The sequence below is a fragment of the Serratia marcescens genome (genome assembly GCF_006715005.1).
Classification (GTDB): domain Bacteria; phylum Pseudomonadota; class Gammaproteobacteria; order Enterobacterales; family Enterobacteriaceae; genus Serratia; species Serratia montpellierensis.
The window spans coordinates 2,235,238-2,258,870 of sequence record NZ_VFMJ01000001.1 but is presented as its reverse complement, the minus strand read 5'-3'; the positions used below and the strand labels follow the sequence as shown (position 1 = coordinate 2,258,870).

Sequence of the window (23,633 nt, the reverse complement as noted above, 5' to 3'; positions counted from 1 at the left end):
TAACTCGTAAGGGGGTGAAGCTGGCAGATATCACGCGTGCGATGTTAATCACAAAAGTTAACGTTAACATTCGTGCCTTGTGATCGAGGTCACGAGTTGGCAAGGGGGCGATGTGCCCCCGGAGGATCAACGTTCGTTCAGCGAGCGCAGATGGTCGTCGCGGCGCAGCGTCATCAGTGCAAACAGGCTGACCACCGAGGTGGCGACCACGTAGTAGGCGGGAATGTCGATGTTACCGGTCTGTTTGATGAGGCCGGTGATAATCAGCCCGGCCGAGCCGGAAAACACCGCATTGGACAGTGAGTAAGCCAGCCCCAAGCCGGTATAGCGCACCCGGGTCGGGAACATCTCCGCCAGCATCGCCGGGCCGGGACCGGCCAGCAGGCCGACCACGGCACCGGCGATCATGACCGCCAGCCCTTTGGCCCACAGTGAACTCTGCGCATCCTGCAACAGGTGCAGCAGCGGGAAGGTGAACAGGATCACCGCCGTCACCGCCGTCAGCATCACCGTTTTACGCCCCAGTTTGTCGCTGATCATGCCCGCCGGCAGAATGGTCAGGGCGAAGCCGACGTTAGCCAGCACCGTCGCCACCAGCGCCTGCTGGAAGGTGGCGTGCAATGAAGTTTGCAAATAGGAAGGCATCACCACCAGGAAGGTATAGCCGGCGGCCGACCAGCCCATCATGCGGCCGATGCCGATCAGAATGGTTTTCACCACGCCGCTCAGCTTCGCTTCCGGCGGCGCGGCGGCGTGTTCCGCATGTTGCTGCGCCTGGGTGAACGTGGGCGTTTCCTCGAGCTTGAGCCGCAGCCACAGCGCCACGGCGCCCATCGGCAGCGCCAGCAGGAAGGGAATACGCCAGCCCCAGTCATGCAGCTGCTGCGCGCTGAGCAGCGCGGCCAGCAGCGCCACCAGCCCAGCGCCGGCCAGCAGGCCGAGCGCGACGGTCAGCGACTGCCAGGCACCGAACAGCCCACGCTTGCCCTTCGGGGCGAACTCGGTCATCAGCGACACGGCGCCGCCGAATTCACCGCCGGCGAACAGCCCCTGAAACATGCGCAGCAGCGTCAGCAGCAGCGGGGCGGCGACGCCGATCGAGGCATAGGTCGGCATGACGCCGATCAGCGAGGTGGCCAGCGTCATCAACAGCAGAACCGCAATCAGCGTCGGGCGACGGCCGATGCGATCGCCGATGCGACCGAAGATCACCGCGCCGATCGGCCGACAGAAAAACGCCAGCGCGAAGGCGGCGTAGGTGAGGATCAGGCTGGTGACTTCATTTTCACCCTGCAGCGTGAAAAAATTGGCGGCGATAACGGTGGCCAGGAACCCGTACACCCCGAACTCATACCATTCGATAAAGTTGCCGACCGAGCCGGCCAGCAACGCCTGACGCGAGCGACGCGCGTCGAGAGTCTGTTGATTCATCCCCGTTCCCATACTTTTGAATTATTGTTCGTCAGTTCTAAATTTATACGACAAAACAATCAATTGATTTCAGCGGGAACTGTGAGGCGCTCAGCGCATGCCGTCGATATGCCACCATTCGGGGCAAACATCGGCGAACGCATGTGAGGTCGGGCGTAGCTCCGGCAGATCGGCCCGATCGAAGCTGCCGGTGGTCAACGCCACCGTCGGCTCGTCGTCGACCGCCCCCAGCGTGCTGCCGCAGCGCGGGCAAAAGGCGCGGCTGGAATAGGGTGAAGAACGGTAGAGTGTGGGCATGCCGCCCGGGCCGTTCCACTCGACGGCCTGACGCGGAAATTCGACCCAGCAGAGCGTCGGCGCACCGGAGTGGCGGCGGCAAAAGTCGCAGGAACAGCTGTGCGGATTGCCAGGCAGGCCGCGTGCCTGAAAGCGAATATGTCCGCACAGGCAGCCACCGCTATAGCAGGAATTTTCCATGATGTCTCCGTCATGAGCGCAGGGGAAAACGGTGAAAATCACTATAGCGATATCGCGAAAAAATAACAGGTCTTCGCTGACGCACTACCAGAGCAACGGCGCCGGTTCGCGGCCGTTTTCGGCGTAGTACAGCGACGGCAGGAACTGCGCCAGATAGCTGAACTCGTTGTAGCAGTGGCGCATCAGGTTAAACCCGATGTCGTCCGACAGTTCGTCGTGGGCGTTGGCGCAGGCTTTACCCAGCAGGAAGCGGCTGCGCAGCACGCAGCCATAGGGCGTATCGCGCACCAGATGCAGCATCTCGCCGTCGCAGGGATCGCCGTTGTCATCCAGCGCCACCTGGTCGCCGAAGCCGATGCGCGCGCAAACCGCGGCGGAGAGCGCCTGCGCGTCACGCGCCTGGCGCAGCGGCTGCGGCGAGAAGAAGTCCTCGGCGGCGTGAAACTTGAGGCGTGCCGCGACCGGCGGCAGCTCCGCCAACCACTCGACCGCTTCGATGCTGGCGCCGACGTAGCTTTCCCCTTTTTTCCAGTGGCGATCCCAGCCGCGGTGTTCGACGTGATCGTGCGGGTGCCACCAGTTGATATGCTGAGTCGTTTCGAAGAAGGTGAACCACCAGTCCAGCATGCGCCCTTTGCAGCCGTGCAGGTCGGTACGAACCGCGACGGTCAGCAGGCCGTCGGCGCTGCGGCTCAGCCCCATCTCCAGCCGCAGCGGTTCGGGCCTGAGCAACTCGTTGATATCGTTAACGCCCCACGGCGCCAGCAGGGAAGGATGTGTCATAATGGGTTCCTTTTTTATTTTGGAAACGAATAATGTTTCCAAAATAAAGCTATGCCGGTATGCTGAGTCTGTCAACGCTTATGAGGAATAAATATGTCGAACCCGAATGAAGAACCGCTGCGCGCTCGCGGCCGGCCGGCCACGCCGGAAACGGCGCTGCGCGCTGCGCTGGTTCAGGCGACGCTGGCGCTGCTGCTCGACGGTGGCTATGCCGCGGCGACGGTGGATGCGGTGGCGAAACGCGCCGGGGTGGCTAAAAAAACCCTGTATCGGTTTGCCGCCAATCGCGACGAGCTGGTGGCGCAGGCGGTGAGCGGCTGGACCGAGGCGTTTCAGCCGGCCTTCGCCCAGGATGCCGGGCAGCGGGCGGCGGTTGCGCCACTGTTGGAAAAAGGGCTGCAGGCCATCGCGCAGCAGGTGTTGAGTGCGGAAGCGGTAGGCATGTTCCGGCTGCTGCAAAGTGAGTTTCCGGGGCGCGAGGGGATGCTGGAGAGCTACCAGCGTAACGGCATTCAGCGCGGCCGCGCGACGGTGGCGGACTGGCTGCAGCGCCAGCAGCAGTCCGGGTGGCTGCGTGAGCGCGACTGGGCGCAAACCAGCGACCTGCTGTTGGCGATGACCATCGCCGAACCGCTGCGGCAGATGACGCTGGGGCTGTTGCCGCCGGGTAGCGCGATCGACGAGCGCATCGCGGCGGCGGTGGCGCTGGTGATGCCGGGATTGTTGGGGGAGGTGTGAAAACGAAAAAGGGCCGACGAATCGGCCCTTGAACTGTGGGATGCCGTTACCGTTTAGGCCCGGCGTTCACCAGTTTTTCGCCCGCCGGGGTGACGGTATATTTGGCGAAGTTATCGATAAAGCGCTGCGCCAGATCCTGCGCCTTCTCCTGCCACAGCGATTCGTCGGCGTAGGTTTTGCGCGGATCGAGAATCGACGGATCGACGCCCGGCAGCGCGGTCGGCACTGCCAGCCCGAAGATCGGCAGCGTGAAGGTCTCGGCCTGCTCAATGTCGCCATTCAGAATGGCGTCGATAATGCCGCGCGTATCCTTGATAGAAATACGTTTGCCGCTGCCGTTCCAGCCGGTGTTGACCAGGTAAGCCTGGGCGCCGGCGGCCTCCATGCGTTTCACCAGCACTTCGGCGTACTGCGTCGGGTGCAGCGTCAGGAACGCGGCGCCGAAGCAGGCGGAGAAGGTCGGCGTCGGCGCGGTGATGCCGCGCTCGGTGCCGGCCAGCTTGGCGGTGAAGCCGGACAGGAAGTGGTACTGGGTTTGCTCAGGCGTCAGGCGCGATACCGGCGGCAGTACGCCGAAGGCGTCGGCGGTCAGGAAGATGATCTTGCGCGCATGGCCGGCTTTGGACACCGGTTTGACGATGTTCTCGATGTGATAAATCGGATAGGAGACGCGGGTGTTCTCGGTTTTGCTGGCGTCGTCGAAGTCGATGCTGCCGTCGGCCAGCACGGTGACGTTTTCCAGCAGCGCATCGCGGCGGATCGCCTGATAGATTTCCGGCTCCGCCTGTGGCGACAGCTTGATGGTCTTGGCGTAGCAGCCGCCTTCGAAGTTGAACACGCCGTCGTCGTCCCAGCCGTGCTCGTCATCGCCGATCAGCTGGCGTTTCGGATCGGTGGAAAGGGTGGTTTTGCCGGTGCCGGACAGCCCGAAGAACACCGCCACGTCGCCTTGCTCGCCGACGTTGGCTGAGCAGTGCATCGAGGCGATACCCTTCAGCGGCAGCAGGTAGTTCATGATCGAGAACAGGCCTTTCTTCATCTCGCCGCCGTACCAGGTGCCGCCGATCAGCTGCATGCGTTCCGTCAGGTTGAAGGCGACGAAGTTCTCCGAATGCAGCCCTTGCTGCTGCCAGTCCGGGTTGGTGCATTTGGCGCCGTTCATTACCACGAAGTCCGGCTCGAAGTCCGCCAGTTCGGCGTCGCTCGGGCGAATAAACATGTTTTTCACGAAGTGCGCCTGCCAGGCCACCTCGGTGATGAAGCGCACTTTCAGGCGCGTGTCGGCGTTGGCGCCGCAGAACGCGTCCACCACGAACAAACGCTTGCCGGAGAGCTGGTTGCCCACCAACGTTTTCAGATGCTGCCAGACTTCCGGGGAGAGCGGCTGGTTGTCGTTCTTGCCGGTGCCGTTGTCCGACCACCAGACGGTATCGCGCGTGGTGTCGTCGCGCACGATGTATTTGTCCTTCGGCGAACGGCCGGTGAATTCACCGGTCGCGACGTTGACCGCACCCAGCTGGGTGAGGGTGCCGCGTTCCAGCGGCGGCAGGTCGGCGCGGGTCTCTTCGGCGAACAGCAACTCATAGCTGGGGTTATAGACGACGTCGGCGGCCTGATGGATGCCGTAGCGAGCGAGGGTTTGTGGGGTAACAGCGCGTGAAGACATATTCTACTTCCTTATGAGTCATATTATGCCTCTTTCCCGAGCGGTGCCGCGCGCAGGATTAAGGTTCGGATCAAGCTGACCGGATTCAGCTACTGCGTTTCCGGTTCTTTATTAATAAAACAGGGGGCTTTTTCGCCCTCCTATAGCATAGCAGCGAATTTAAACCTGCTTACTTTAATTACAAAATGCTGACGATAATTAATTAAAACCAACCTTGGTGGAGGGTCACAATATTGAATTCCGTCGGTGTAATTTAGTTTTGCATTTTTATTTTTTATCATATCTTCAAGGCTGTCTACTGTTTTATTTCTTATTAGAAAAAGCGAAGTCCACAATAGGATTTTTCGTAATCATTTGTTTTTACTTGGCAATGGCGGGATGTTGCGCCAGGTGAATCTAACCGTACTGTACGCTTGTCAGCAGGGTGAATAATGAAACAGATAAATGCAGAACTGGCCTGTGATAAAAATACGGCATCGTCCGAATCCTCAGGATTAATTAATCAACTTCGTCAAATAGATATCGGCGCGGTACCGATCGCGTTGTTTATCACGATTTGCGCCATCGTGGCGATTTCCGCCTATGCCAACTTCCTGCCGAAAAATATGATCGGCGGCCTGGCGGTGATAATGACGCTGGGCTTTGCGCTGGCGCAGTTGGGGAAAAGTATTCCCGTGCTGCGCGATATCGGCGGGCCGGCCATTCTGTGTTTGATGGTGCCGTCGGTGTTGGTCTATTTCAATGTGTTCCAGCCCAACGTCATGGGCACCGTCCATTTGCTGATGAAAGACGCCAATCTGCTGTATTTCGTCATCGCCAGTCTGGTGGTCGGCAGCATTCTCGGCATGAACCGGGTGATCCTGATCCAGGGGATGATTCGCATGTTCGTGCCGCTGGTGGTGGGAACGATCACGGCGGTGATCACCGGGCTGCTGGTGGGCAAGCTGTTCGGTTTTACCTTTTATCACACCTTTTTCTTCATCATCGTGCCGATCATCGGCGGCGGCATCGGCGAGGGGATTTTACCGCTGTCGCTGGCCTATTCGGCGATCCTGGGTTCGACGCCGGATGTCTACGTCGCGCAGCTGGCGCCGGCGGCGGTGCTGGGCAACATCTTCGCCATCGTGACCGCCGGGGTGCTGGCGCGCATCGGCATGCAGCGCAAGGCCCTGAGCGGCGACGGCATGCTGATACGCTCGGCGCAGGAGAACGCGATGTTCGCCATCAAGGAGCAAAGCGGCAACGTCGATTTCCAACTGATGGGCGGTGGGTTGCTGGTGATCTGCGCCTTCTTTATCGTCGGTGGCCTGTTCGAACATATCGTGCATATCCCCGGCCCGGTGCTGATGATCCTGTTCGCGGTGTTGTGCAAGTATTGTCGGGTGATCCCGGCCTCGATGGAAACCGGCGCGCACAGTTTCTACAAGTTCGTCTCCACGGCGCTGGTGTGGCCGCTGATGATCGGTTTGGGCATGCTGTACGTGCCTCTGGAAAGCGTGGTGGCGGTGTTCTCGGTCGGTTATGTGGTGGTCTGCGGCTCGGTGGTGCTGTCGATGGGGCTGGTCAGTTTCCTGATTGCGCCTTACCTGAAGATGTTCCCGGTGGAGGCGGCGATCGTCACCTGTTGTCACAGTGGCCTGGGCGGCACCGGCGATGTGGCGATCCTGTCGGCGTCGAACCGTATGGGGTTGATGCCGTTTGCCCAAATCGCCACGCGCATTGGCGGCGCTTCCACGGTCATTGGTGCGACGCTGCTGCTCGGTTGGTTAGTCTGAGTCCAGAGTTTCTTATGGATAACCGGGGTTGGATTGCCCCGGTTTTTTTATGCGTTTTTTCCGCTCATCGTGATAATGCGGATGATTATCTTGAAAATCATTCGTATGGCGCAAATGCATAGTCGGACTTTATCTAAGAAAAATCTGTACTCGGCGGAAATGTGTCTATTCTTTTCTCTTAAGGGATTATCGTTCTCATTCAGAGTGCCGAGGGAAGGCGCCACCGCATTACCGATATCCCCGTATTGATTCAACACCGGGCCGCTGCCGTTCAGGCAATCCGCCAGTTGGGGCATCCCCCCAATTGAATTGACGAATATGGAGATAAGGTTATGTCATCAAGCAATGCTTCCGTTAAGGCCGAAGGCGTATTAGCCCTGCTGGGCGCTTATAAACCCGATGAAGACGACACCATTACCGTGCTTCATCCGTCGAAAACGTTCGAAAACGCCGGCCTGGAGCTGGTGCGCGGCGATCGCAGTTGGCACGACAAGGGCGTGACCGACACGCCGGTCTCTCTGACCTACAGCTTCTGGGAAAAGGCGCCGGGCAACATGTCGAGCATGGGCATCAGCGGCTTCAGCAGCTTTAACGCCGAACAGCGCGAGCAGGCCAAACTGTCGTTACAGTCATGGTCCGACGTGGCCAACATCACCTTTACCGAAACCAGCAACACCGCCGCCGCCAACATCAAGTTCGGCCTGTTCGACTACAGCTCGCGCGGCTCCTATGCCTTTGCGTATAACCCGGACACCTCGCCTTCGGTTGCCGGGCAAACCTGGTATAACGCCAAGAACCATACCTTCGTCAACAATCAGATCCATGAGAACGAGTACGGTCGCCAGACCTTCACCCATGAAATCGGCCATGCGCTGGGGCTGCAGCATCCGGGCGACTATAACGCCGCGCCGGGCGTCAGCATCACCTACGGCAAGGATGCGACCTATTTCGAGGACAGCCGTGCCCACAGCGTGATGAGCTATTTCAGCGAAAGCAACACCGGGCAGGACTTTAAAGGCGCGTACTCTTCCGGGCCGCTGCTCAACGACATCACGGCGATCCAGCATTTCTACGGCGCCAACATGAACACCCGCACCGGCGATACGATCTACGGCTTTAATTCCAATACCGATCGCGACTTCCTCACCGCCACCGGCGCGCAGGACAAGATTGTTTTCACCGCCTGGGATGCCGGCGGTAACGACACCTTCGACTTCTCCGGCTTCGGCCAGAATCAGCGCATCAACCTGAATGAAAAAGCGTTCTCGGACGTTGGCGGGCTGAAAGGCAACGTGTCTATCGCCGCAGGCGTGACGATTGAAAATGCCATCGGCGGATCGGGCAACGATGTGCTGGTGGGCAACGCCGCCGACAACGTGCTCAAGGGCGGCGCGGGCGATGATGTGCTGTACGGCGGCAAAGGGGCGGATCAGCTGTGGGGCGGTGCCGGCAAGGACACCTTCGTCTATTTCGCGGCGGATGAGTCGACGGCGGCGGCACCGGATTGGATCCGCGACTTCGTGCGCGGTGAAGACAAGATCGATCTGACGCTGTTCAACACCGGCAGCGCGGACGGCATTCGCTTCGTCGATCAGTTCAGCGGCAAGGCGGGTGAAGCGATGCTGAGCTATGACGCGCAAAGTCACGTCAGCGACGTGGCGATCAACCTGGGCGGCGCTTTTGGCGCCAGCGATTTCCTGGTGAAAGTGGTGGGGCAGCCGCTGGATGCCGGCGATTTCGTGTTGGCGTAATGCGAGCAACAAAAATAGGGCGTTTTGGGCAAAAACCCGACAATTCCTATTAATTCCGTCATATTAGCGTGACATAGTAGCGCGCAGAAGGCCGGGCTTGCATACCTCGGGCTTCTGTCGGATCGCCAACCTTTTCGGTTGGCGATTCATTTTCCGCCTTTCAACATGTTGATGGCGGCGCCGAGCAGGATGCGCCGTTCGATATCGTTGCTGTCCGCCAGCTGCCGCGCCAGATGTTTTTCCAGCGTTTCCACCGACAGCGCTTCGCCGCGATGGCGCAGCTGCATCACGCCGTCGCCGATCAGGCGTGCGACCTCATCCCATACGGGTTTAATCTCCTGTTCCGAGAACGTCATGGCCTACCTCGGTTGGTTGATTTTTGCCCAATGTAGCAGCTGAACTGTGGCTTAGCTACCGGCCACCTAAAACAGGAAGCATAAAAAACAAGCCATCAGTATTTCTTCTGGTTTTTACGCCCAATACTTGCGGTGTCGAAAAGCAGGAGAACACATCATGAACTGGGTCGAAACCTTGGCGGAGTACTACCGCCTCAGCCGCACGGGTGAAACGCAACATTGGCTGTGTCGCCTCTGGTTGCCACAAGGGGAAGCGCGTCTGGCCTATTTGCGGGAGTTGCTGGAGCCGACCGCGCCGCGACGGCGGTGAGCAGGACGCCGGCGTGTAGCCGGCGTCGTTGCATGGGATTAACCGAAGGCGATCGCCGCCCAACGCAACAGCAGCAACGCCAGGCAGATCAGCAGCAGCACTACGACCATTTTACTGAGTTTGTTGCCCATGCGTTTTGTTGCCACGTTGCCTCCTTAACTGAAATACCACCCGCCGACGAGGGTGATGAGGAAAAGCGTCACCAGGGCGACGCCGTTGAGTAAATCGCTGAAGGTATCGTCAGCATCGATGTCGTCTTGCCGCATGTTGCCGCCTGGCGGTTGCCATTGGGTGAATAATGTCCACAGTATGCGCCCGGCAGCGCGGCAGGCACAGCGAAGAACGGTAAAAACTCGTAAAGGCGGCGGTGGCGGAACGCGCAGTCGCGCTTGCGACGGATGCAGACGGCCGGCAATACGTTGTACTATCCTGTCTGCATTGAGGCATTTTTCCAAAAGGTATAATCATGGCGACGGCAATTCCACAGAAATACGAGCACCTTGAGCGCTGGGCGTTCGGCGATACCGAACAGCAGGCCGATGAAGTAGTGCAATTGATTTTGAACGGCACCAAAACGGCCACCTGTTCCAACCTGGACGGCGAAGGGATCCCGCAGGCCGGCGATCTGTTCCTGGTGGTGGACGGCAAGGGGGAACCGGTCTGCGCGGTTGAGCTGACCGCGGTGGAAATGAAAACGTACGATCAGGTCGATGAAGCGCACGCCTTTGCCGAAGGTGAGGGCGATCGTTCGCTGGCGCATTGGCGCAAAGAGCTGCAGCGCTTCTTCGAAGAGTACGATCTGTTCTCGCCGGATATGACGCTGGTGCTGATGAATTTCAACGTCGTCGACAAGTTCTAAACGGATGCGCGCCGTTCCCTACGAGTGTCAGTGGGCGAGCCCGGAGCTGGCCGCCGATCTGATCGCCGGCCGCGCGACGCTGGCGCAAGACGAGAATTGGGCGCGCAGCGGTGCCCGCGATCGGGCCGAGTACGTCGAGTGGGCCAACCACGTGTGCGGCATGGCCTGCCTGAAAATGGTGCTGGGCCACCGCGACGGCGAAGCGCCGCCGCTGCTGGAGCTGGCGCGGCGCAGCCTACCTTACGGTGCCTATGTGCGCGAAGGGGAGCGGATCAAAGGGCTGATTTACGCGCCGTTCGTCGAGTACGTGCGCGAGCAGTTTGCGCTGCAAGCGGAGGTGAAGGTGGGGCTGGAGGCCGCCGACGTATCGGCGCTGCTTAGCCAATACCGCTACTTTATCGCCTCGGTGCATCCCTCCATTCGCCGGCCCGAGAGCCTGCCGCCGCAGCGGGGCGGGCATCTGGTGCTGATTACCGCCGCCGATGCGCAAAGCGTGACCTTCCACAACCCTTCGGGCGACAGCCCGGCGACGCGCGAGCGGGTACAGCTGCCGCTCAGCCGCTTCACCCCTTTCTTTGCCGGCCGCGGCATCGCCATCGCATAAAAAAACGCGCTGTTTCCGATGAAAGCAGCACGTCGTCAGCAGGCCCGGCGTATTTTCATGCCAGTCGCATCACCCAGGCGTCCGCCTGCCGATCGTAGTGCTGCTTGTACAGCAGCGACTGTTTGCCATCAAGGATCGCCGGAATGCTGGTGTGTTCATCCCAGCCGTCGAGCTGCATACACAGGTCCGGATCGGACTTGCAGGGAATGCTCAGGGTGCCGGCGCGGTCGGCGCCGGCGTGAAGATGCGCGTCATCGACCTCGAAGCTGCCAATTTTTACGACGGTTTTGCTCATGGGAACTCCTTGCTCAATGATGTGGTAGGAGGTTAGACCAGTAAGGCCATCGGTATGAGCATAGCCAAATGAGCAAAAAATGCCACATAAAAAATACATTCTGGCAACATTCTTCCTGAGCGGCTAGCGGCCACGCTAATAGGTCACCACATAGCTGACGTTATCCTGATAGGTGCCGACCGGCACTTCGGTCTGAGCCGAATTGATCGCGGCGGTAAAGGGAATGCTTTGCGCCAGGCCGGTGCCGGTGCCGCTTTGCGCGTTGGTGCTGCTCCATACGGTGCTGGTGTTGGGCAGGTAGATCTGATACTGGAGGAAGTTGCTGGTGCCGCTGAGCATTTGCCGCCAACCGGTGATGGGGTTGTTGCCGTTGGTAAAGTAAGAGCTGTAGGACTGGGATTTGGTGCAGGTCAGGGTGATGCTCTGGTTGATCGGGTTGAATTGCCCCACCAGCGCCATGCTGCCGAAGTTGACGTTGTTGGCGGTGTTAATCAGGCAGCTTTTGGTGATGACCGCGGTGATGGTCACGGTGCTGGGTTGGTTGGTGCCGTCCCACCAGATACACAGCCCTATCAGGCCCAGGCCGCAGATATGGTAGTTCCACACCAGATTGATGGTGTCGGTATAGGTGCCGGCGCTGACGTTCGCCCCCGCCACGGTTTTGATGTACACCGGAAAGTTGACGTTGGAAGAGATCAGGATCAGCGACAGCAGGTTCAGCGAGCTGTAGTCGATGGTCTGGCCGACGCTGTAGGGATATTGATAGTTGGCATCCGGGTAGATGAGATAGGAAATTTTATCGCCGGAGCCGTTGCCGTTCAGCAGGGCCATATTGTTGGTGGTGGAGGCGATCTTGACCGTGACGGTGTTTTGCGTCAACAGATTGAGCCCCAGCCCGGTACAGTTGAGCCCGGCGGTACCCTGAGCGCTGATCTGGCCGTTGTAGACGGCGAAGGAGTTGCTGCTGGGCAGGGTCACCGTGCCGTTGGTGGTGGCGCAGTCCGCCAGCGCGCGTTGCCCACACAGCAGCAGCAGCGCCGCCAAAAGAATTTTCAGTTTCCGAGACATCGTTTTTCTTCTCCGTGTGTTACTGGCAGACGAGGGGACCAACGCGTTGCAGCCCCTGCGGATTGGCCAGGCTGAAACTGACCTGACACGGCGGACCGCCGTCGGCTGGGATCACGCTCAGCCGGTTGTGCTGCTGCACCGGGTCGATATAGGTCATGCCATCCCACCCGACGTAGCTTTGTTGATTGCTGCCGATCACCGCCACCTGGCTGCCGTTGGCCAGCGGTTTGCCTTGCGCATCGACCAGCTCCACGTCGGCGGCAGAAAGGCGCTGGACGGGGAATTCGACCAGGTAGCCGCTGTGATCGCGAATGGCGACGGTTTTTTCTACCGACGGTAAATTGACGTCCGCCGGCAGATTGAGCGGATCAATCTGGAATTTGGCGTGGTAATACGAAGTGACGGTGGGCACCAACAGGTAGCCTTTGTCGTTGGTGACGCCGATGCGCTGGTTCTCGTAGCTGACCGGAATGCCGGCGTAGCCGTTGGTCGAAACCAGGGCAAAGGCGTCGTTGATGGTGTTGGTGGCATACACGCCGCCGTTCATCGCCACCAGCGAACCGCTGACTTCGCCCCAGCGGGTGTAATCGTTACGGTTGCCGTACAGCCCGGCGCGGGTTTCCAACAGCGAGGTGCGCCAGGTCAGGTCTGCCTGGCGGTAATCGCTGTCGCTGCCTTGACCGCCGGCGTAGGCCAGGTTCCAGCCGAAACCGCCGTCGGTCGGCGCGGCGCGGCTGTACGCGACGCGTTCGCTCCAGCGATTACCGGCGTCGCGGGCGGTGCTGACGTTGGCGGTGCCCCAGGCATCGAACGGAATGCTGATCTGCAGCTGCGAGCTGTAACCGTCGCCGCCGATCTCGCGGTTCGCCGAGGCGTACAGGCTGATATTGCGCCACAGCGTCAGGCTGTACGACAGGTTGATCAGGCGGGTACGCTGGCCGATGGCGTCGCGCACGTCGAAATAACCGGCGCCCAGGCTGCCGAAGCGGCTCAGGCCGATGCTGCCGGTCAGCTGGTCGGTGCGGCGGCTCAGGCGGTAGCTGCTCTTGTAGGTGGAGAGGTCGCCAAAGTCCGCGCTGCGCAGTACCCGTTGCGCGTTGAGGCTGAATAGCGAGTTGCTGTAGGTGTAACTCAGGCTGGTTTGATCGCCGTGGCGGCCGGTGTACTGATAGACCGGTCCGGCATCCGGTTGTTGCACCGGTTGGCCGGTGATCGGATCGTAATAAAGGGGCGTAACTGGCGGGGCGTTGAACGCATCGCTGCCCGCCTGGCTGTAGCTGTAGGAGGCGTTGAGGACCCCCAACTGCCCGATGCGCACACCGGCGCCGGCGCCGGTGACCGCCAGCTCAGCCGCGCCTTCCGCCCGCCCTTCGAGCGTCAACCAATCAGTGACGCCGTAACGCCCGCTGCCGCTGGCCACCCATTGGCCGTAGTCTGCGGAACGGTAGCCGTAATTTTGACGCAGCGCACCCGCCGAGAGGCTGAAATCGCTCAGCCCGGCCTGCAGCAGCGAGCTGGCGACATAGAACGGCACCGTGGTGCTGATCTGGCGGCCGAGCGCGTCGGTGGTGACCACCGTCGCCTGGCCGGCGCCGTTGATGTAAGGCACGGTATTCAGGGTGAACGGGCCGGGGTTCACGCTGACGGAGGTGTTCTTATAGCTGTTGATGTACAGATCGACGCTGCTCGGCACGGCGGCCTGGCCGGAGAACTGCGGCAGCGGATAGGTAATCAGATCCGGCCGGGTGGCGAAGTTGCGTGCCACCTGCAGGCCGCCGACGCGCACCGAGCTGGTCCAGGGCAGCGAGCCGGTCGTGAGATCGCCGGCGGTATAGCTGAGCATGGTGTCGTCGTCGCTGTAGCGCCAGCTGCTGTCGTAGCGGATATAGCGATTGTTCTGCTGTGCGGCGGTCTCGCCGTTGAAGCTGCTGCGGAAAATGCCGGTGTTGGCGATAACGCCGAAGCCGTCGAACAGCCGCTGTTCACTCCAGGCGGAAAAATAGCCCGGATTGCCGCGCCCGCCGCTCTGGCTGACGTAGGCGTCGTAATTCAGCAAAAAGCCCAGGCTGCTTTGCGCCGGCAGCCGCTGCTCCGGGTTGGCGTCGCCGAGGGTTTGTTTGGGCAGCCAGTCGTTGGGCACCGAGATCAGCAGCTGCTGCGTTTCGCCGCTGTAGGTGACGTCGACCTTATCCAATTGATCGACGGCGATCTCTTTCGCTTGCTTGTCCGCCACGGGCAGGCCGGCGTCGCTCAGTTGCTGCGGCGTCAAATAGTAGTGGCCGCCGCGGTAGGTGACCGGCACCACTTTGCCGGTCTGGCGGCCGTTCACCACCGGCTCCAGATACAGCGTGGTGTCCGGCATGCTGATGGCGCTGGGCGGCGGAGGAAGGTCGTCGGCGGCGGCGTACGGCGGCCACAGCTCCACCGCCATACAGAGTACGGCCAGGGCCAGCGGCTTGAGCTGCATGCCGCGCGTGGCCGGCGACGAGATCCGCTTCACCTGCACCTCAGGCTCAGTAAGACGGAATGGTTACGGGTTGCTTGTTGTCGTTGACCATCGCCTGCAGCTTGCCGGCGGCGAAGCTGCCCGAAGGCGGCAGGGCGAAGCGCATTTGCGAACCCGGCAGCACGTAGCCCAGCAGCCCGTTGTTGAGCGGCTTACCCTGGATGCTGACCTGCGACAGGCGAGCGTGCACGATGCCGTCATTGCGCACGTCGAGCCAGCGCTGGCTGTTTTGTTGCAGCAGCCGGTAGCTGAGCTTCGGCTGGTTGGCGCTGGCATAATCGCGCGGGTGTTCGAAGTCTTGCTTGGTCCAGACGCCTTTGCCGCTGACGAACAGCGGCACCGAATAACGCATCTGGAATTTCAGCCCCATCTGCGCACCCTTGTCGGGTGCCGCGCCGTCTTTATCCTTGATGGGCACTTCGTCAACCAGTATCCGGTAAGCCCGTTCTTGCCCGGCGGCGACCGGGGTCTGCTTGATCAGGCGAATCAGCTGGCGTTTGCCGGGGAGAATGGTGGCGACCGGCGGGCTGGCGACCACTTCGCTCTGGTTGCGATAGTCGTCCTTACCGCCGGTTTGTTGCCAGCCGAGCACGCGGATCTGCATATAGACCGGTTTGCTGTCGCGGTTTTCCAGCCACAGGGCCGTCGCTTGCTGATTGTCTTCAATCGCCGGGTCGATAGGCCAAATCAGAATGGAGGCGGCGGCGAAGGCCTGCGGTTGACCGGCTAACAGCAATCCTGCCAGCAGGGGCAGGCGAAGCAGAGTACTACGCATAATGTGATCCTTTTTAAAAGCTCAATAACTCACCGTCACTAAGACCGTATCGTTGTAGGTGCCGCTGGTGGGCAAGGTGCTGCTCGCCATTAAACTGGCGTAGATTTTTATTTCTTGCGTACTGCCGGTGGAGGAGACGGTTTGAACGGCGCCGCCGTTGCCGCCGTCGCCCCACAAAACGGCGTAGTTGGCATCCTGGTAGAGCTGGTACACCAGCGTTTCCGACGTCACCGAGTTCAACAGTTTTCGCCCGCCGGCGATGGAGCCGGTGACGTTATTGCCGACGTTCAACCCCAGGGAAACGCTGAGCCCGGGGTTGCAGCGGATCACAATGGAGCCGGCGCCGGCGCTTGAGACGATTTTTATCGGGCTGCTCAAAGACGCCACCTGGCCGAAGCTCATGCTGCCGAACGAGGTAACGTTGGTGACGCCACTGCCGAGCACGCAGCCTTTGATGATCGAAGCGTTGACCGTGAAGCCTTGGCTGACGGTATCGGCATGGGCCGTTGGGGCGCCGATCAGCGCCGCCAGCAGCAGGGTGCGCAGCATTCCGTTCATCACCAATTTATCGTCACCTGCACCGTATCCGTATAGGTGCCCGTCGCCGGCGTCGCCTGTACCGGGATCATGCCGTACACCGGCAGCCAGACGCTTTGGCCGGTGGCCGTCTGCGTCACGCCGGTGACGTTATCCCAGACGGTGGCATAGCTGGCGCTGGTATACAGGTTGTAGTTCACGCGGGCGCCCGCCGCGCTTTGCAAGTAACGCGCCGCGGTATTGCCGCTCTGTCCGCCGCTGAGCAGCACCGTGTAACTGGTGCCGTTGTTGCAGTTGATTTGCAGAGCGCCGGCGTTTGCCTGGCCCACCACCATGATTGCGGTATTGAGGAAATAGACGGTGCCGAAGTTAAAGGTGCCGAACGTGGTATTGCCGCCGCTGGTGGTACCGGCGACGCAGGACTTGACCAGGGTGGCGCTGACGCCCACCGTCGCGGTATTGACGTTGGCATGGCAGGCGCCCGCCAACGTCAGCAGCATGCAGGTGACGGCCTGGCGTGTCATGTTTACCAGGTGACGGTCATGGTGACGGTGTCGCTGTACGCGCCGGCCGCCGGGGTGGTGCCTGAGGCGGGTACCAGACCGTAGACGATCAGCGGCACCGCCGAACCGGTGCCGGTGCCGGTCAGCACGCCGGTGGTGCTGTTCCACGGCAGGGCGTGGGCGTTGTCCTGGTAGAGGTTATAGTTGATATAGGCCGGTACGCTGCTGGCCATGCGCCGCTGGCTGCCGGTGGCGTTGAGGCCGTTGTCCAGCGCCACGGTATAGTTGGTACCGGTGGTGCAGTTCAGCCCCAGCGTGCCGGTGCCGCCGCTGCCGGTGGCGCTGGCGGTGATGACGTTAGCCAGTGAGGAGTAAGTGCCGAAGCTGATGGAACCGAAGCTGTTGGTGGTGCCGGAGCTGGTGCCGCCGGTGACCACGCAGCCGGCGCCGATAGTCAGGGTGACGCCCAGCGTACCCTGAATGGTGCCCGCCGCGTAGGTGGTGCCAGAGGCGCACAGCAGAAGCGCTGCCGAGGTTAATGCCGCCAGAGTCTTTTTCATCGTGGTTCCTTGCCGTAGTAGAGAAGCCTGCCAAAAAGCCCGAAAAATGAGTCAAATGCATTAATCTATTTACAGATTAATTAATAGAATAAGAACGCGAGAATGTCGCGCTAAAAGATTAAAAACTTTATTTATTTTTAAGCGAGATCGCAGACAGGATACGGCGGAGGGTGATCCTGTTTGGGATAATGAAAGTGAAGGTGGGAATATTATTATCTTGGCGAATGACGGAGCGCCGTTGTGGCGCTCCGTTGGCGGTAAAAATCACCAGGTCACGGTCATGGTGACGGTGTCGCTGTACGCACCGGCCGCCGGGGTGGTGCCCGCGGCGGGTACCAGACCGTAAACGATCAACGGCACCGCCGAACCGGTGCCGGTGCCGGTCAGCACGCCGGTGGTGTTGTTCCACGGCAGGGCGTGGGCGCTGTCCTGATAAAGGTTGTAACTGATGTAGGCCGGTACGCTGCTGGCCATGCGCCGCTGGCTGCCGGTGGCGTTGAGGCCGTTGTCCAGCGCCACGGTATAGTTGGTGCCGGTGGTGCAGTTCAGCCCCAGCGTGCCGGTGCCGCCGCTGCCGGTGGCGCTGGCGGTGATGACGTTGGCCAGCGAAGAGTAGGTCCCGAAGCTGATCGAACCAAAGTCGTTGGTGGTGCCGGAACTGTTACCGCCGGTGACCACACAGCCGGCGCCGATGGTGATCGTCACCCCCACCGTGCCCTGAATGGTGCCCGCTGCGTTGGCTGTGCCACTGATGCACAGCAGAGGTGCTACCGAGGTCAAAACCATCAGAGTTTTTTTCATCATGATTCCTTGCCGTGTCAGAGAAAGCCCGCAAAAACGCCACCCAGAGCTGAGTTGAACGCATTAATTTACTTACATTTAAATTAATAGGATAAGAACGCGAAATTGTCTTGATCAAAGGCTAAAAACTTTTTTCTTTTCCGGCGGAGAAATACGGGCGGGGAGGCGGAATAGTGCAAATTGCAAATGATTAGAATAATAACGAATGGCGATAGGAATATTATTAGCATTATTTTGGCGCCGGGGAATGCGGCTCCCCGGCACCGGATCGATTACAGGTGAAAATCCAGCGCGCCGTCGCGCACCAGCTCGCGCGGCAGGTTGTTCTTGATGCGGCTGCCGATGCGCTTGGCGATGCCCAGTGGCTGGCCCTGGTAGGTGACGATGCATTCGTCGCCGGCCGGCGGCTGCTCCGGGTAGAGATCGCGGCCGTGATACCACTCCTGCGCCAGCGCGGGGTCCAACTCAAAATGCGTTTTGCCGCCGGCGCTCGCCAGCGCGATCGCCGCCTCATGCTGCCAGCGGAAACCTTTCGGGAAACGTTCCGCCAGCTTGAGGCCGATACGTGAGAAGCGCACTTTACCGAACAGCGGTTCCAGCTCGGCCGGGAACAACCAGAGCTCTTTGTCGCGCTCCCACAGCCGGCTGTCATCGCCCCAGGTTAAGCCGGATGCGGCGGCGGCTTGGGCGACCAGCGCCGCCTCTTTGCCGGACAGCGGGCTGAACGGGAATTTACCCACTTTGTAGGTCGGCTTCGCCAACGGCGCTACGGCGTGCTGTTTTCGCAGGCGGGCGACGAAAAAGCCTTCGCTGTCGTAAATCTGCGGGAAGACGTGCAGGAAGCCTTCAGCGGTCAATGCCTTGTCAGCGCCGGGAAACAGCTCGCCCAGCGGTTCGACGCTGACCGCGTCGCCGTAGGTGTCCAGCAGCCAGCGCACCACCTGCTGATTTTCCTGCGCATTGAGGGTGCAGGTGGAGTAAACCATCACGCCGCCCGGCGCCAACGCATGAAACGCGCTGTCGATCAGTTCGCGCTGGGTGGCGGCGATCTCGGCCACGCTCTGTGGCGACCAGTTGCTCATGGCATCCGGATCTTTGCGCACCACGCCTTCGCCGGAGCAGGGGGCATCGAGCAGAATGGCGTCGAAGCTCTCCGGCAGCGCGGCGCCGAACACCCGGCCATCGAAGTGGGTCAACGCGGTGTTCTTCACGCCGCAGCGGCTGATATTGGCGTGCAGCACTTTTACCCGGCTGGCGGAGTATTCGTTGGCGACGATGCCGCCCTGATTGCCCATCAACGCGGCGATCTGGGTGGTTTTGGAGCCTGGCGCCGCCGCCACGTCCAGCACCCGATTCGGTGCCGCGCCGCCCGCGAACAGCGCGCTGACCGGCAGCATCGAACTGGCCTCCTGAATGTAGAACAGGCCGCTCAGGTGTTCGGCGGCGCTGCCCAGGCGCAGTTCTTCATCGTCGCGCTCGATCCAGAACCCTTCCGCGCACCAGGGGATGGGTTCCAGTCGCCAGTCGTAATCCTGCACCAACGCCAGGAAGTCGGCGACGCTGATTTTCAGCGTGTTGACGCGCAGGCTGCGGCGCAGCGGGCGCTGGCAGGCGGCGATAAAATCTTCCATCGCCAGCTCGGCGGGCATGATGGCGCGGGTGGCGTCAAGGAAAGCGGGGGGCAGAAAAACGGCGGTGGATTTGGCCACGGGGCGAACTCTCAGGGTGCAATAAAGATAAGAGCGAGAGTTTATCACAACGCGGAAAAAAACAGGGCCCGGCAATGCCGGGCCCTGAAGAAAATGCGAAATTTAATCGCGCGGAATGGCGGTGCCCCAGGTTTTCCAGTCCTTCGGCTCTTCAGGATTCAGCAGGAAGTGTTTGTTCGGCGTCGCTTTCGGCGCCAGCGGAATGGTCGGCGGCGTGGCGAAGGCGATACCGCCGCGGATGAACTGCTGGAAGGTGCCGCTCTTGATCACGCCGCCGGTCAGGCCGAACTGCAGGTTGTACCCCGAAGCCAGCCAGAACACGCTGTTGTTGCGCACCAGATGCTGGTACTTCTTGCTGATGCGCAGCGCGACGTGCACCCGGTCTGACATGGCGCCAAGGTAGAAGCCGGTGATGGTGCCGACCTCTACGCCGCGGAACAGCACCGGCGTGCCGATCTGCAGCGAGCCGGTTTCGGCGGCGTCGAGCACCACGCTCAGGCCGTCCAGATAGCGCGAGTCTGTAATGCTGGCCTGCTGCAGCTCGAAGGTGCGCAGCTCGCGGCCGCGCCCCGGCTCCACGTTGATATAAGGCTGGAGCAGGGTGTCGAGATTGCTGACGCCGGCGGCGGAGATCTCGGGCGAAACGATCGAGAAACGGCTGCCCAGGCGTGCGAAGGTCTGTACGTATTCCGGATACAGCACCGCTTTGGCCAACACTTCGTTGCGCTCCGGCGCCAACTGCAGCGACTCCACCTGGCCGACGTCGATGCCGAGGTAGCGCAGCGGCATGCCCGCCGACAGCTTGCTGGCGTCGTAGGTTTTCAGCGTGATTTGGCTGCCCACCGCGCGTGCGGCGGTTTCGCTGGCGTACAGCACGCGGTTGGCGCCCTTGTTCAGCGTCACGCCCTGCAGGTTGTCGAAGCTGATGGCGCCTTTCAGCGCGCGGTTAAGCGGCGAAGCCTGCACCGTCAGCCCGCTGCCGTTGAGCTGCACCTTGGCGCCGCCTTCGGCCCAGAAGATGCTTTCGCGGGTCAGCAGCTTGCGGTATTCCGGGCTGATGTAGACGTCCACCTCAAACTCGTTGGCCTTCGGCCGAACGTTAACGATCTCGCCCACCTGGAATTTGCGATACAGCACCACCGAACCGGCCTGCACGTCCGGCAGGCTGGTGGCGCTGAGGGTCAAGGTGGTGGCCGGGGCGTTACCGACGATGCCTGCCTCGGCTTTCTCGCTGTTGGCATACAGCGGGTATTGGCCGCCCGGTTCCCCCTTGCTGCCCGGAATAATGCGCACGCCGCCGTCTACCCATTCCTGGGCGCTGGCGCCGAGCACTTCCATGCCGTCGATGCCCAGCTTGACGTCGAGGCGGCTGTTGACCACGAACTTGCTGTCTTTGTGCAGCAGGCCGCGGTATTGGGCGTCGATGGCGGCGGTGAACACCACGCCGCCGGCGGTCAGGGTGCGGCTCAGGATCTGGCCGACTTTCACGCCGTGCACCACCAGCGGCTGCCCGACGTCGATGCCGTAGCTTTGTGGCGCATTCAGCGTGACGGTCAGCACGCCCGGCTGTTGCAACAGCGTTTCGCTGCTGTCCAGCACGTTGAAGCGCTGCTGCGGCTCGCCTTCACCCGGCACCAGCTCCAGCGTGGTGCCGGTCAGCAGCTGACTGAGCTTGGCGTCGTTGAGGCTGATGCGCGGGCTGCGCATCACGATGCGGGTGCCGCTGCGCATCAAATCGACCACCGAAGGATCGATGGTCAGTTCACCGACCACTTTGCTGTCCTGCTGCAACGTCAGCTTGGTCAGGGTGCCGACCTGCAGCCCCTGGTACATCAGCGGCGTGCGGTTTTCACTCAGGCTGTTGCCGCTCGGCAAATCCAGCAGGATATTGACGCCGCGCTGGCTGTGGGCCAAATCAGGATACAGGGAATAGCTCTGATCGCCCTTGGCCTGCTGACCATCGGCCGGTGAATCGAAGGCGATGGCGCCGTTGACCAGCGCCGCCAGGCTCTCCATCTGTACCGTCGCGCCGGACAGGCTGAAATCGCCTTTGAAGCCGGAGACGTTCCAGAAGCGGCTGTTGTTTTTCACCAGATGGGCGAAGCGGCGGTCGATCAGCACGTCGATGGTCACGCCCTTATTGCCTTCGCTGATGGTGTAGTCGTACACCTTGCCGACCGGGATTTTGCGGTAGTAGACCAACGAGCCGCTGTTGAGCGAGCCCAGATCGTCGGCGTGCAGGTGAATCATCAGTTCGCCGGTGTTCAGACGGTATTTCGGCTGAGTATCGAGCGCGGCGAAGTGGGTTTGCGCCTTGCCGCTGCCGGGCATCATGCCGATATAGTTGCCGCCGACCAGCGCATCGAGCCCGGAGACCCCGGCCAGCGAGGCTTTGGGCGTCACCAGCCAGAACTGGGTGCCTTCGCGCAGCGAGTCTTCCAGATCGCTTTTGATGCTGGCTTCCACCACGATGCTGCGCAGATCTTTGCTCAGGCTGATTTTTTGCACCGTGCCGACCTCAACGCCCTGGTAGCGCACCGGCGTGCGGCCGGCGACGATGCCCGCCGCCGATTGGAAATCGATGGTGACGGTGGTGCCGCGTTCCTGGAAATTGTTATAGACCAGCCACCCGGCGATCAGCAGGGCGATGAACGGCAGTAACCAGAACGGTGAAATGCGGCGTTTGTTCTTAACCCGCGCTTCAGTCGGTGTAGTCGGCGTTTCCTGTTGCATGTGCATCCCAAATCAATCGGCTATCCAGCCACTCAACGGCAAGAATAGTCAAAATGACCGCCGAGCCAAAGTAAAACGCGGCCGGTCCCATAGTAAAAGATAACAGCTGGTCGCGGTTTACCAGCGACATCATCAAGGCGATAACGAACAGATCGAGCATCGACCAGCGGCCGATCCAGGTGACCAGGCGCAGCAGACGAATGCGCGTTTTCAGGCTGTGCGAGGTTTTGAAATGGATACTGAACAGCAGCGTGATCAGCACAATCACCTTGGTAAAGGGCACCAGCACGCTGGCGATGAACACGATAGCGGCGATCGGCACGTTGCCGGAGGTGGCCAGCGAGACCACGCCGGAGAAGATGGTGTCTTCGAGCCGTACGCCGTTGGCGTAAATGATGGAAATCGGCAGCAGGTTGGCCGGTATCAACAGGATCATCGCGGCGATCAGCGCCGCCCAGGTTTTCTGCAGGCTGTAGGGCTGGCGGTGGCACATCGGCACGTGGCAGCGCGGGCAGCGGCCGCGCGCGTCGGGATAGCCGGTATAGTGGCAAGACAGGCAAATGTGCAGCGCCGCCGGCGGGCCTTCCGGTTGTTCTTGCGGATAGTAACGCTCCCACAACTGCTCAAGGTTGGCGTGGATCAGCGTCAGGATGCTGAGCAGGGTGAGCGACAGGTAGGCGATCAGCGCGCTGCCCGCTTGAATTTCGGCGTAATCCTGCACCTTGATCGCCGCCACCGCCATACCGATCAGATAGATGTCCAGCATCACCCACTCTTTCAGCCGCTCCAACATCAGCAGCACCGGGCGCAGGTTCATGCCGAGCGCGTGGCCGACGCGCAGGTACAGCAGCGACAGCGCCAGCGTCAGCGGGGCGCCGAGGGTGCAGAACGCCACCATGCTGGCGGTAAGCGGATCGCCCTGGCGGCTCATCTGCCAGATGCCTTCCAGCAAACTGGCGTCGATCCGCGTGCCGAGCAGGCGGATGCTGATCAGCGGTTCGGTGAAGGCGAACGGCATCAGCAGCAGCATGGCGATCGCCATGGCGGTCAGGCGCGTCATCGACCAGTCGCGGCCGTTCACCACCTTGGCGTTGCAGCGCGGGCAATAGGCGGCCTGATTGCCGCTGAGCGGCGGCAGCACGAACAGCAGGTCGCACTCGCAGCAGCGCTGGTGGCGCGCTTTGGAAAGGGGGGCGGTGATCGCGTGTATTTTCATTTTTGACAAGTCGCTGCCCTTGAGCCCGCCGGAAGTGTCAGCGTAGCTGAAAAATAAACCGGCCGCGTCACCGGCGATCGGGCGCCGGACGGTAAAACGAGGTAAACCGGGATTCTGAGCGGCAAACATACCCCGATCGGGAGGGTTTTGTGAAGCAACAGATGATTAACCTTGTGGCTA

The 23,633-nt window shown here is 60.9% G+C and carries 23 protein-coding genes; 6 read left to right on the top strand and 17 right to left on the bottom strand.

The features are described from left to right. Positions 1-126: 126 nt before the first annotated feature. The 3 genes from FHU12_RS10755 to FHU12_RS10745 all read right to left on the bottom strand — a co-directional run bounded on the left by FHU12_RS10755 (position 127) and on the right by FHU12_RS10745 (position 2,691). Positions 127-1,431 carry an MFS transporter gene (locus FHU12_RS10755; protein ID WP_141969239.1) on the bottom strand — a complete coding sequence of 435 codons (1,305 nt, stop codon included), beginning with the start codon at positions 1,429-1,431 and terminating at the stop codon, positions 127-129. Positions 1,432-1,521: 90 nt separating this feature from the next. Beyond that, positions 1,522-1,908 (bottom strand): GFA family protein, encoded by a 387-nt coding sequence (locus FHU12_RS10750; RefSeq protein WP_141969237.1) that lies wholly within the window; start codon positions 1,906-1,908, stop codon positions 1,522-1,524. Positions 1,909-1,992: 84 nt separating this feature from the next. Then, on the bottom strand, positions 1,993-2,691 hold the full coding sequence (locus tag FHU12_RS10745; protein WP_141969235.1) for a DAPG hydrolase family protein: 699 nt from the start codon (positions 2,689-2,691) through the stop codon (positions 1,993-1,995). 93 nt (positions 2,692-2,784) lie between these two features. Here FHU12_RS10745 and FHU12_RS10740 point away from each other — a divergent pair, with 93 nt between their 5' ends. Next, positions 2,785-3,429, top strand: a complete 645-nt coding sequence (locus FHU12_RS10740; protein ID WP_141969233.1) for a TetR/AcrR family transcriptional regulator — start codon at positions 2,785-2,787, stop codon at positions 3,427-3,429. 46 nt (positions 3,430-3,475) lie between these two features. Here the strand turns inward: FHU12_RS10740 and pckA are convergent, their stop codons facing one another. Next, complete coding sequence (pckA, locus tag FHU12_RS10735; RefSeq protein ID WP_087763523.1) at positions 3,476-5,095, bottom strand: phosphoenolpyruvate carboxykinase (ATP); 1,620 nt, start codon at positions 5,093-5,095, stop codon at positions 3,476-3,478. A gap of 431 nt (positions 5,096-5,526) precedes the next feature. Between pckA and FHU12_RS10730 the strand changes: the two genes are divergently transcribed. Next, positions 5,527-6,870, top strand: a complete 1,344-nt coding sequence (locus tag FHU12_RS10730; RefSeq protein ID WP_016928018.1) for a 2-hydroxycarboxylate transporter family protein — start codon at positions 5,527-5,529, stop codon at positions 6,868-6,870. A 332-nt stretch (positions 6,871-7,202) separates the two neighbouring features. Beyond that, a complete protein-coding gene (locus FHU12_RS10720; RefSeq protein ID WP_049186267.1) occupies positions 7,203-8,621 on the top strand; it encodes a serralysin family metalloprotease in 1,419 nt (472 codons plus the stop codon). 146 nt (positions 8,622-8,767) lie between these two features. Here the strand turns inward: FHU12_RS10720 and FHU12_RS10715 are convergent, their stop codons facing one another. After that, positions 8,768-8,977: a hypothetical protein gene (locus FHU12_RS10715; protein ID WP_004931526.1), complete on the bottom strand. Its 210-nt coding sequence runs from the start codon at positions 8,975-8,977 to the stop codon at positions 8,768-8,770. 157 nt (positions 8,978-9,134) lie between these two features. Here FHU12_RS10715 and FHU12_RS27120 point away from each other — a divergent pair, with 157 nt between their 5' ends. Beyond that, positions 9,135-9,287 carry a hypothetical protein gene (locus FHU12_RS27120; RefSeq protein ID WP_185742298.1) on the top strand — a complete coding sequence of 51 codons (153 nt, stop codon included), beginning with the start codon at positions 9,135-9,137 and terminating at the stop codon, positions 9,285-9,287. Between the two features lie 38 nt (positions 9,288-9,325). Here FHU12_RS27120 and yniD read toward each other — a convergent pair whose 3' ends face one another. Beyond that, positions 9,326-9,418, bottom strand: coding sequence for a small membrane protein YniD (gene yniD, locus FHU12_RS27395; RefSeq protein ID WP_016928013.1), 93 nt, complete (start codon positions 9,416-9,418; stop codon positions 9,326-9,328). Positions 9,419-9,753: 335 nt separating this feature from the next. On the opposite strand from yniD, the gene FHU12_RS10710 reads away from it, so the two are divergent. Continuing rightward, on the top strand, positions 9,754-10,146 hold the full coding sequence (locus tag FHU12_RS10710) for an ASCH domain-containing protein (RefSeq protein ID WP_049295454.1): 393 nt from the start codon (positions 9,754-9,756) through the stop codon (positions 10,144-10,146). Between the two features lie 4 nt (positions 10,147-10,150). Then, on the top strand, positions 10,151-10,750 hold the full coding sequence (locus FHU12_RS10705; protein ID WP_141969229.1) for a C39 family peptidase: 600 nt from the start codon (positions 10,151-10,153) through the stop codon (positions 10,748-10,750). Positions 10,751-10,805: 55 nt separating this feature from the next. Here the strand turns inward: FHU12_RS10705 and FHU12_RS10700 are convergent, their stop codons facing one another. From FHU12_RS10700 to yebS, 11 genes are all read right to left on the bottom strand, one after another. Beyond that, positions 10,806-11,045 (bottom strand): DUF1480 family protein, encoded by a 240-nt coding sequence (locus tag FHU12_RS10700; RefSeq protein ID WP_004931517.1) that lies wholly within the window; start codon positions 11,043-11,045, stop codon positions 10,806-10,808. Between the two features lie 135 nt (positions 11,046-11,180). Next, positions 11,181-12,113 (bottom strand): Csu type fimbrial protein, encoded by a 933-nt coding sequence (locus FHU12_RS10695; RefSeq protein WP_141969227.1) that lies wholly within the window; start codon positions 12,111-12,113, stop codon positions 11,181-11,183. Between the two features lie 19 nt (positions 12,114-12,132). Beyond that, a complete protein-coding gene (locus FHU12_RS10690; protein ID WP_373275567.1) occupies positions 12,133-14,580 on the bottom strand; it encodes a fimbria/pilus outer membrane usher protein in 2,448 nt (815 codons plus the stop codon). 46 nt (positions 14,581-14,626) lie between these two features. Continuing rightward, positions 14,627-15,394: a fimbrial biogenesis chaperone gene (locus tag FHU12_RS10685; protein ID WP_141969225.1), complete on the bottom strand. Its 768-nt coding sequence runs from the start codon at positions 15,392-15,394 to the stop codon at positions 14,627-14,629. Positions 15,395-15,415: 21 nt separating this feature from the next. Next, positions 15,416-15,958, bottom strand: coding sequence for a Csu type fimbrial protein (locus FHU12_RS10680; RefSeq protein ID WP_141969223.1), 543 nt, complete (start codon positions 15,956-15,958; stop codon positions 15,416-15,418). Further along, complete coding sequence (locus FHU12_RS10675) at positions 15,952-16,455, bottom strand: Csu type fimbrial protein (RefSeq protein ID WP_141969221.1); 504 nt, start codon at positions 16,453-16,455, stop codon at positions 15,952-15,954. The genes FHU12_RS10680 and FHU12_RS10675 overlap by 7 nt, the downstream gene beginning before the upstream one ends. 2 nt (positions 16,456-16,457) lie before the next feature. Then, a complete protein-coding gene (locus tag FHU12_RS10670; RefSeq protein WP_141969220.1) occupies positions 16,458-16,994 on the bottom strand; it encodes a Csu type fimbrial protein in 537 nt (178 codons plus the stop codon). A 264-nt stretch (positions 16,995-17,258) separates the two neighbouring features. Then, positions 17,259-17,795, bottom strand: coding sequence for a Csu type fimbrial protein (locus FHU12_RS10665; protein ID WP_141972954.1), 537 nt, complete (start codon positions 17,793-17,795; stop codon positions 17,259-17,261). A 272-nt stretch (positions 17,796-18,067) separates the two neighbouring features. After that, on the bottom strand, positions 18,068-19,504 hold the full coding sequence (rsmF, locus tag FHU12_RS10660) for a 16S rRNA (cytosine(1407)-C(5))-methyltransferase RsmF (RefSeq protein ID WP_141969218.1): 1,437 nt from the start codon (positions 19,502-19,504) through the stop codon (positions 18,068-18,070). A 102-nt stretch (positions 19,505-19,606) separates the two neighbouring features. Next, positions 19,607-22,237 carry a PqiB family protein gene (locus tag FHU12_RS10655; RefSeq protein WP_141969216.1) on the bottom strand — a complete coding sequence of 877 codons (2,631 nt, stop codon included), beginning with the start codon at positions 22,235-22,237 and terminating at the stop codon, positions 19,607-19,609. Then, the gene (yebS, locus tag FHU12_RS10650) at positions 22,206-23,453 is read right to left on the bottom strand and encodes a membrane integrity lipid transport subunit YebS (RefSeq protein ID WP_141969214.1); all 1,248 of its coding nucleotides are present in this window, start codon (positions 23,451-23,453) and stop codon (positions 22,206-22,208) included. The genes FHU12_RS10655 and yebS overlap by 32 nt, the downstream gene beginning before the upstream one ends. Between the last annotated feature and the right edge of the window lie 180 nt (positions 23,454-23,633).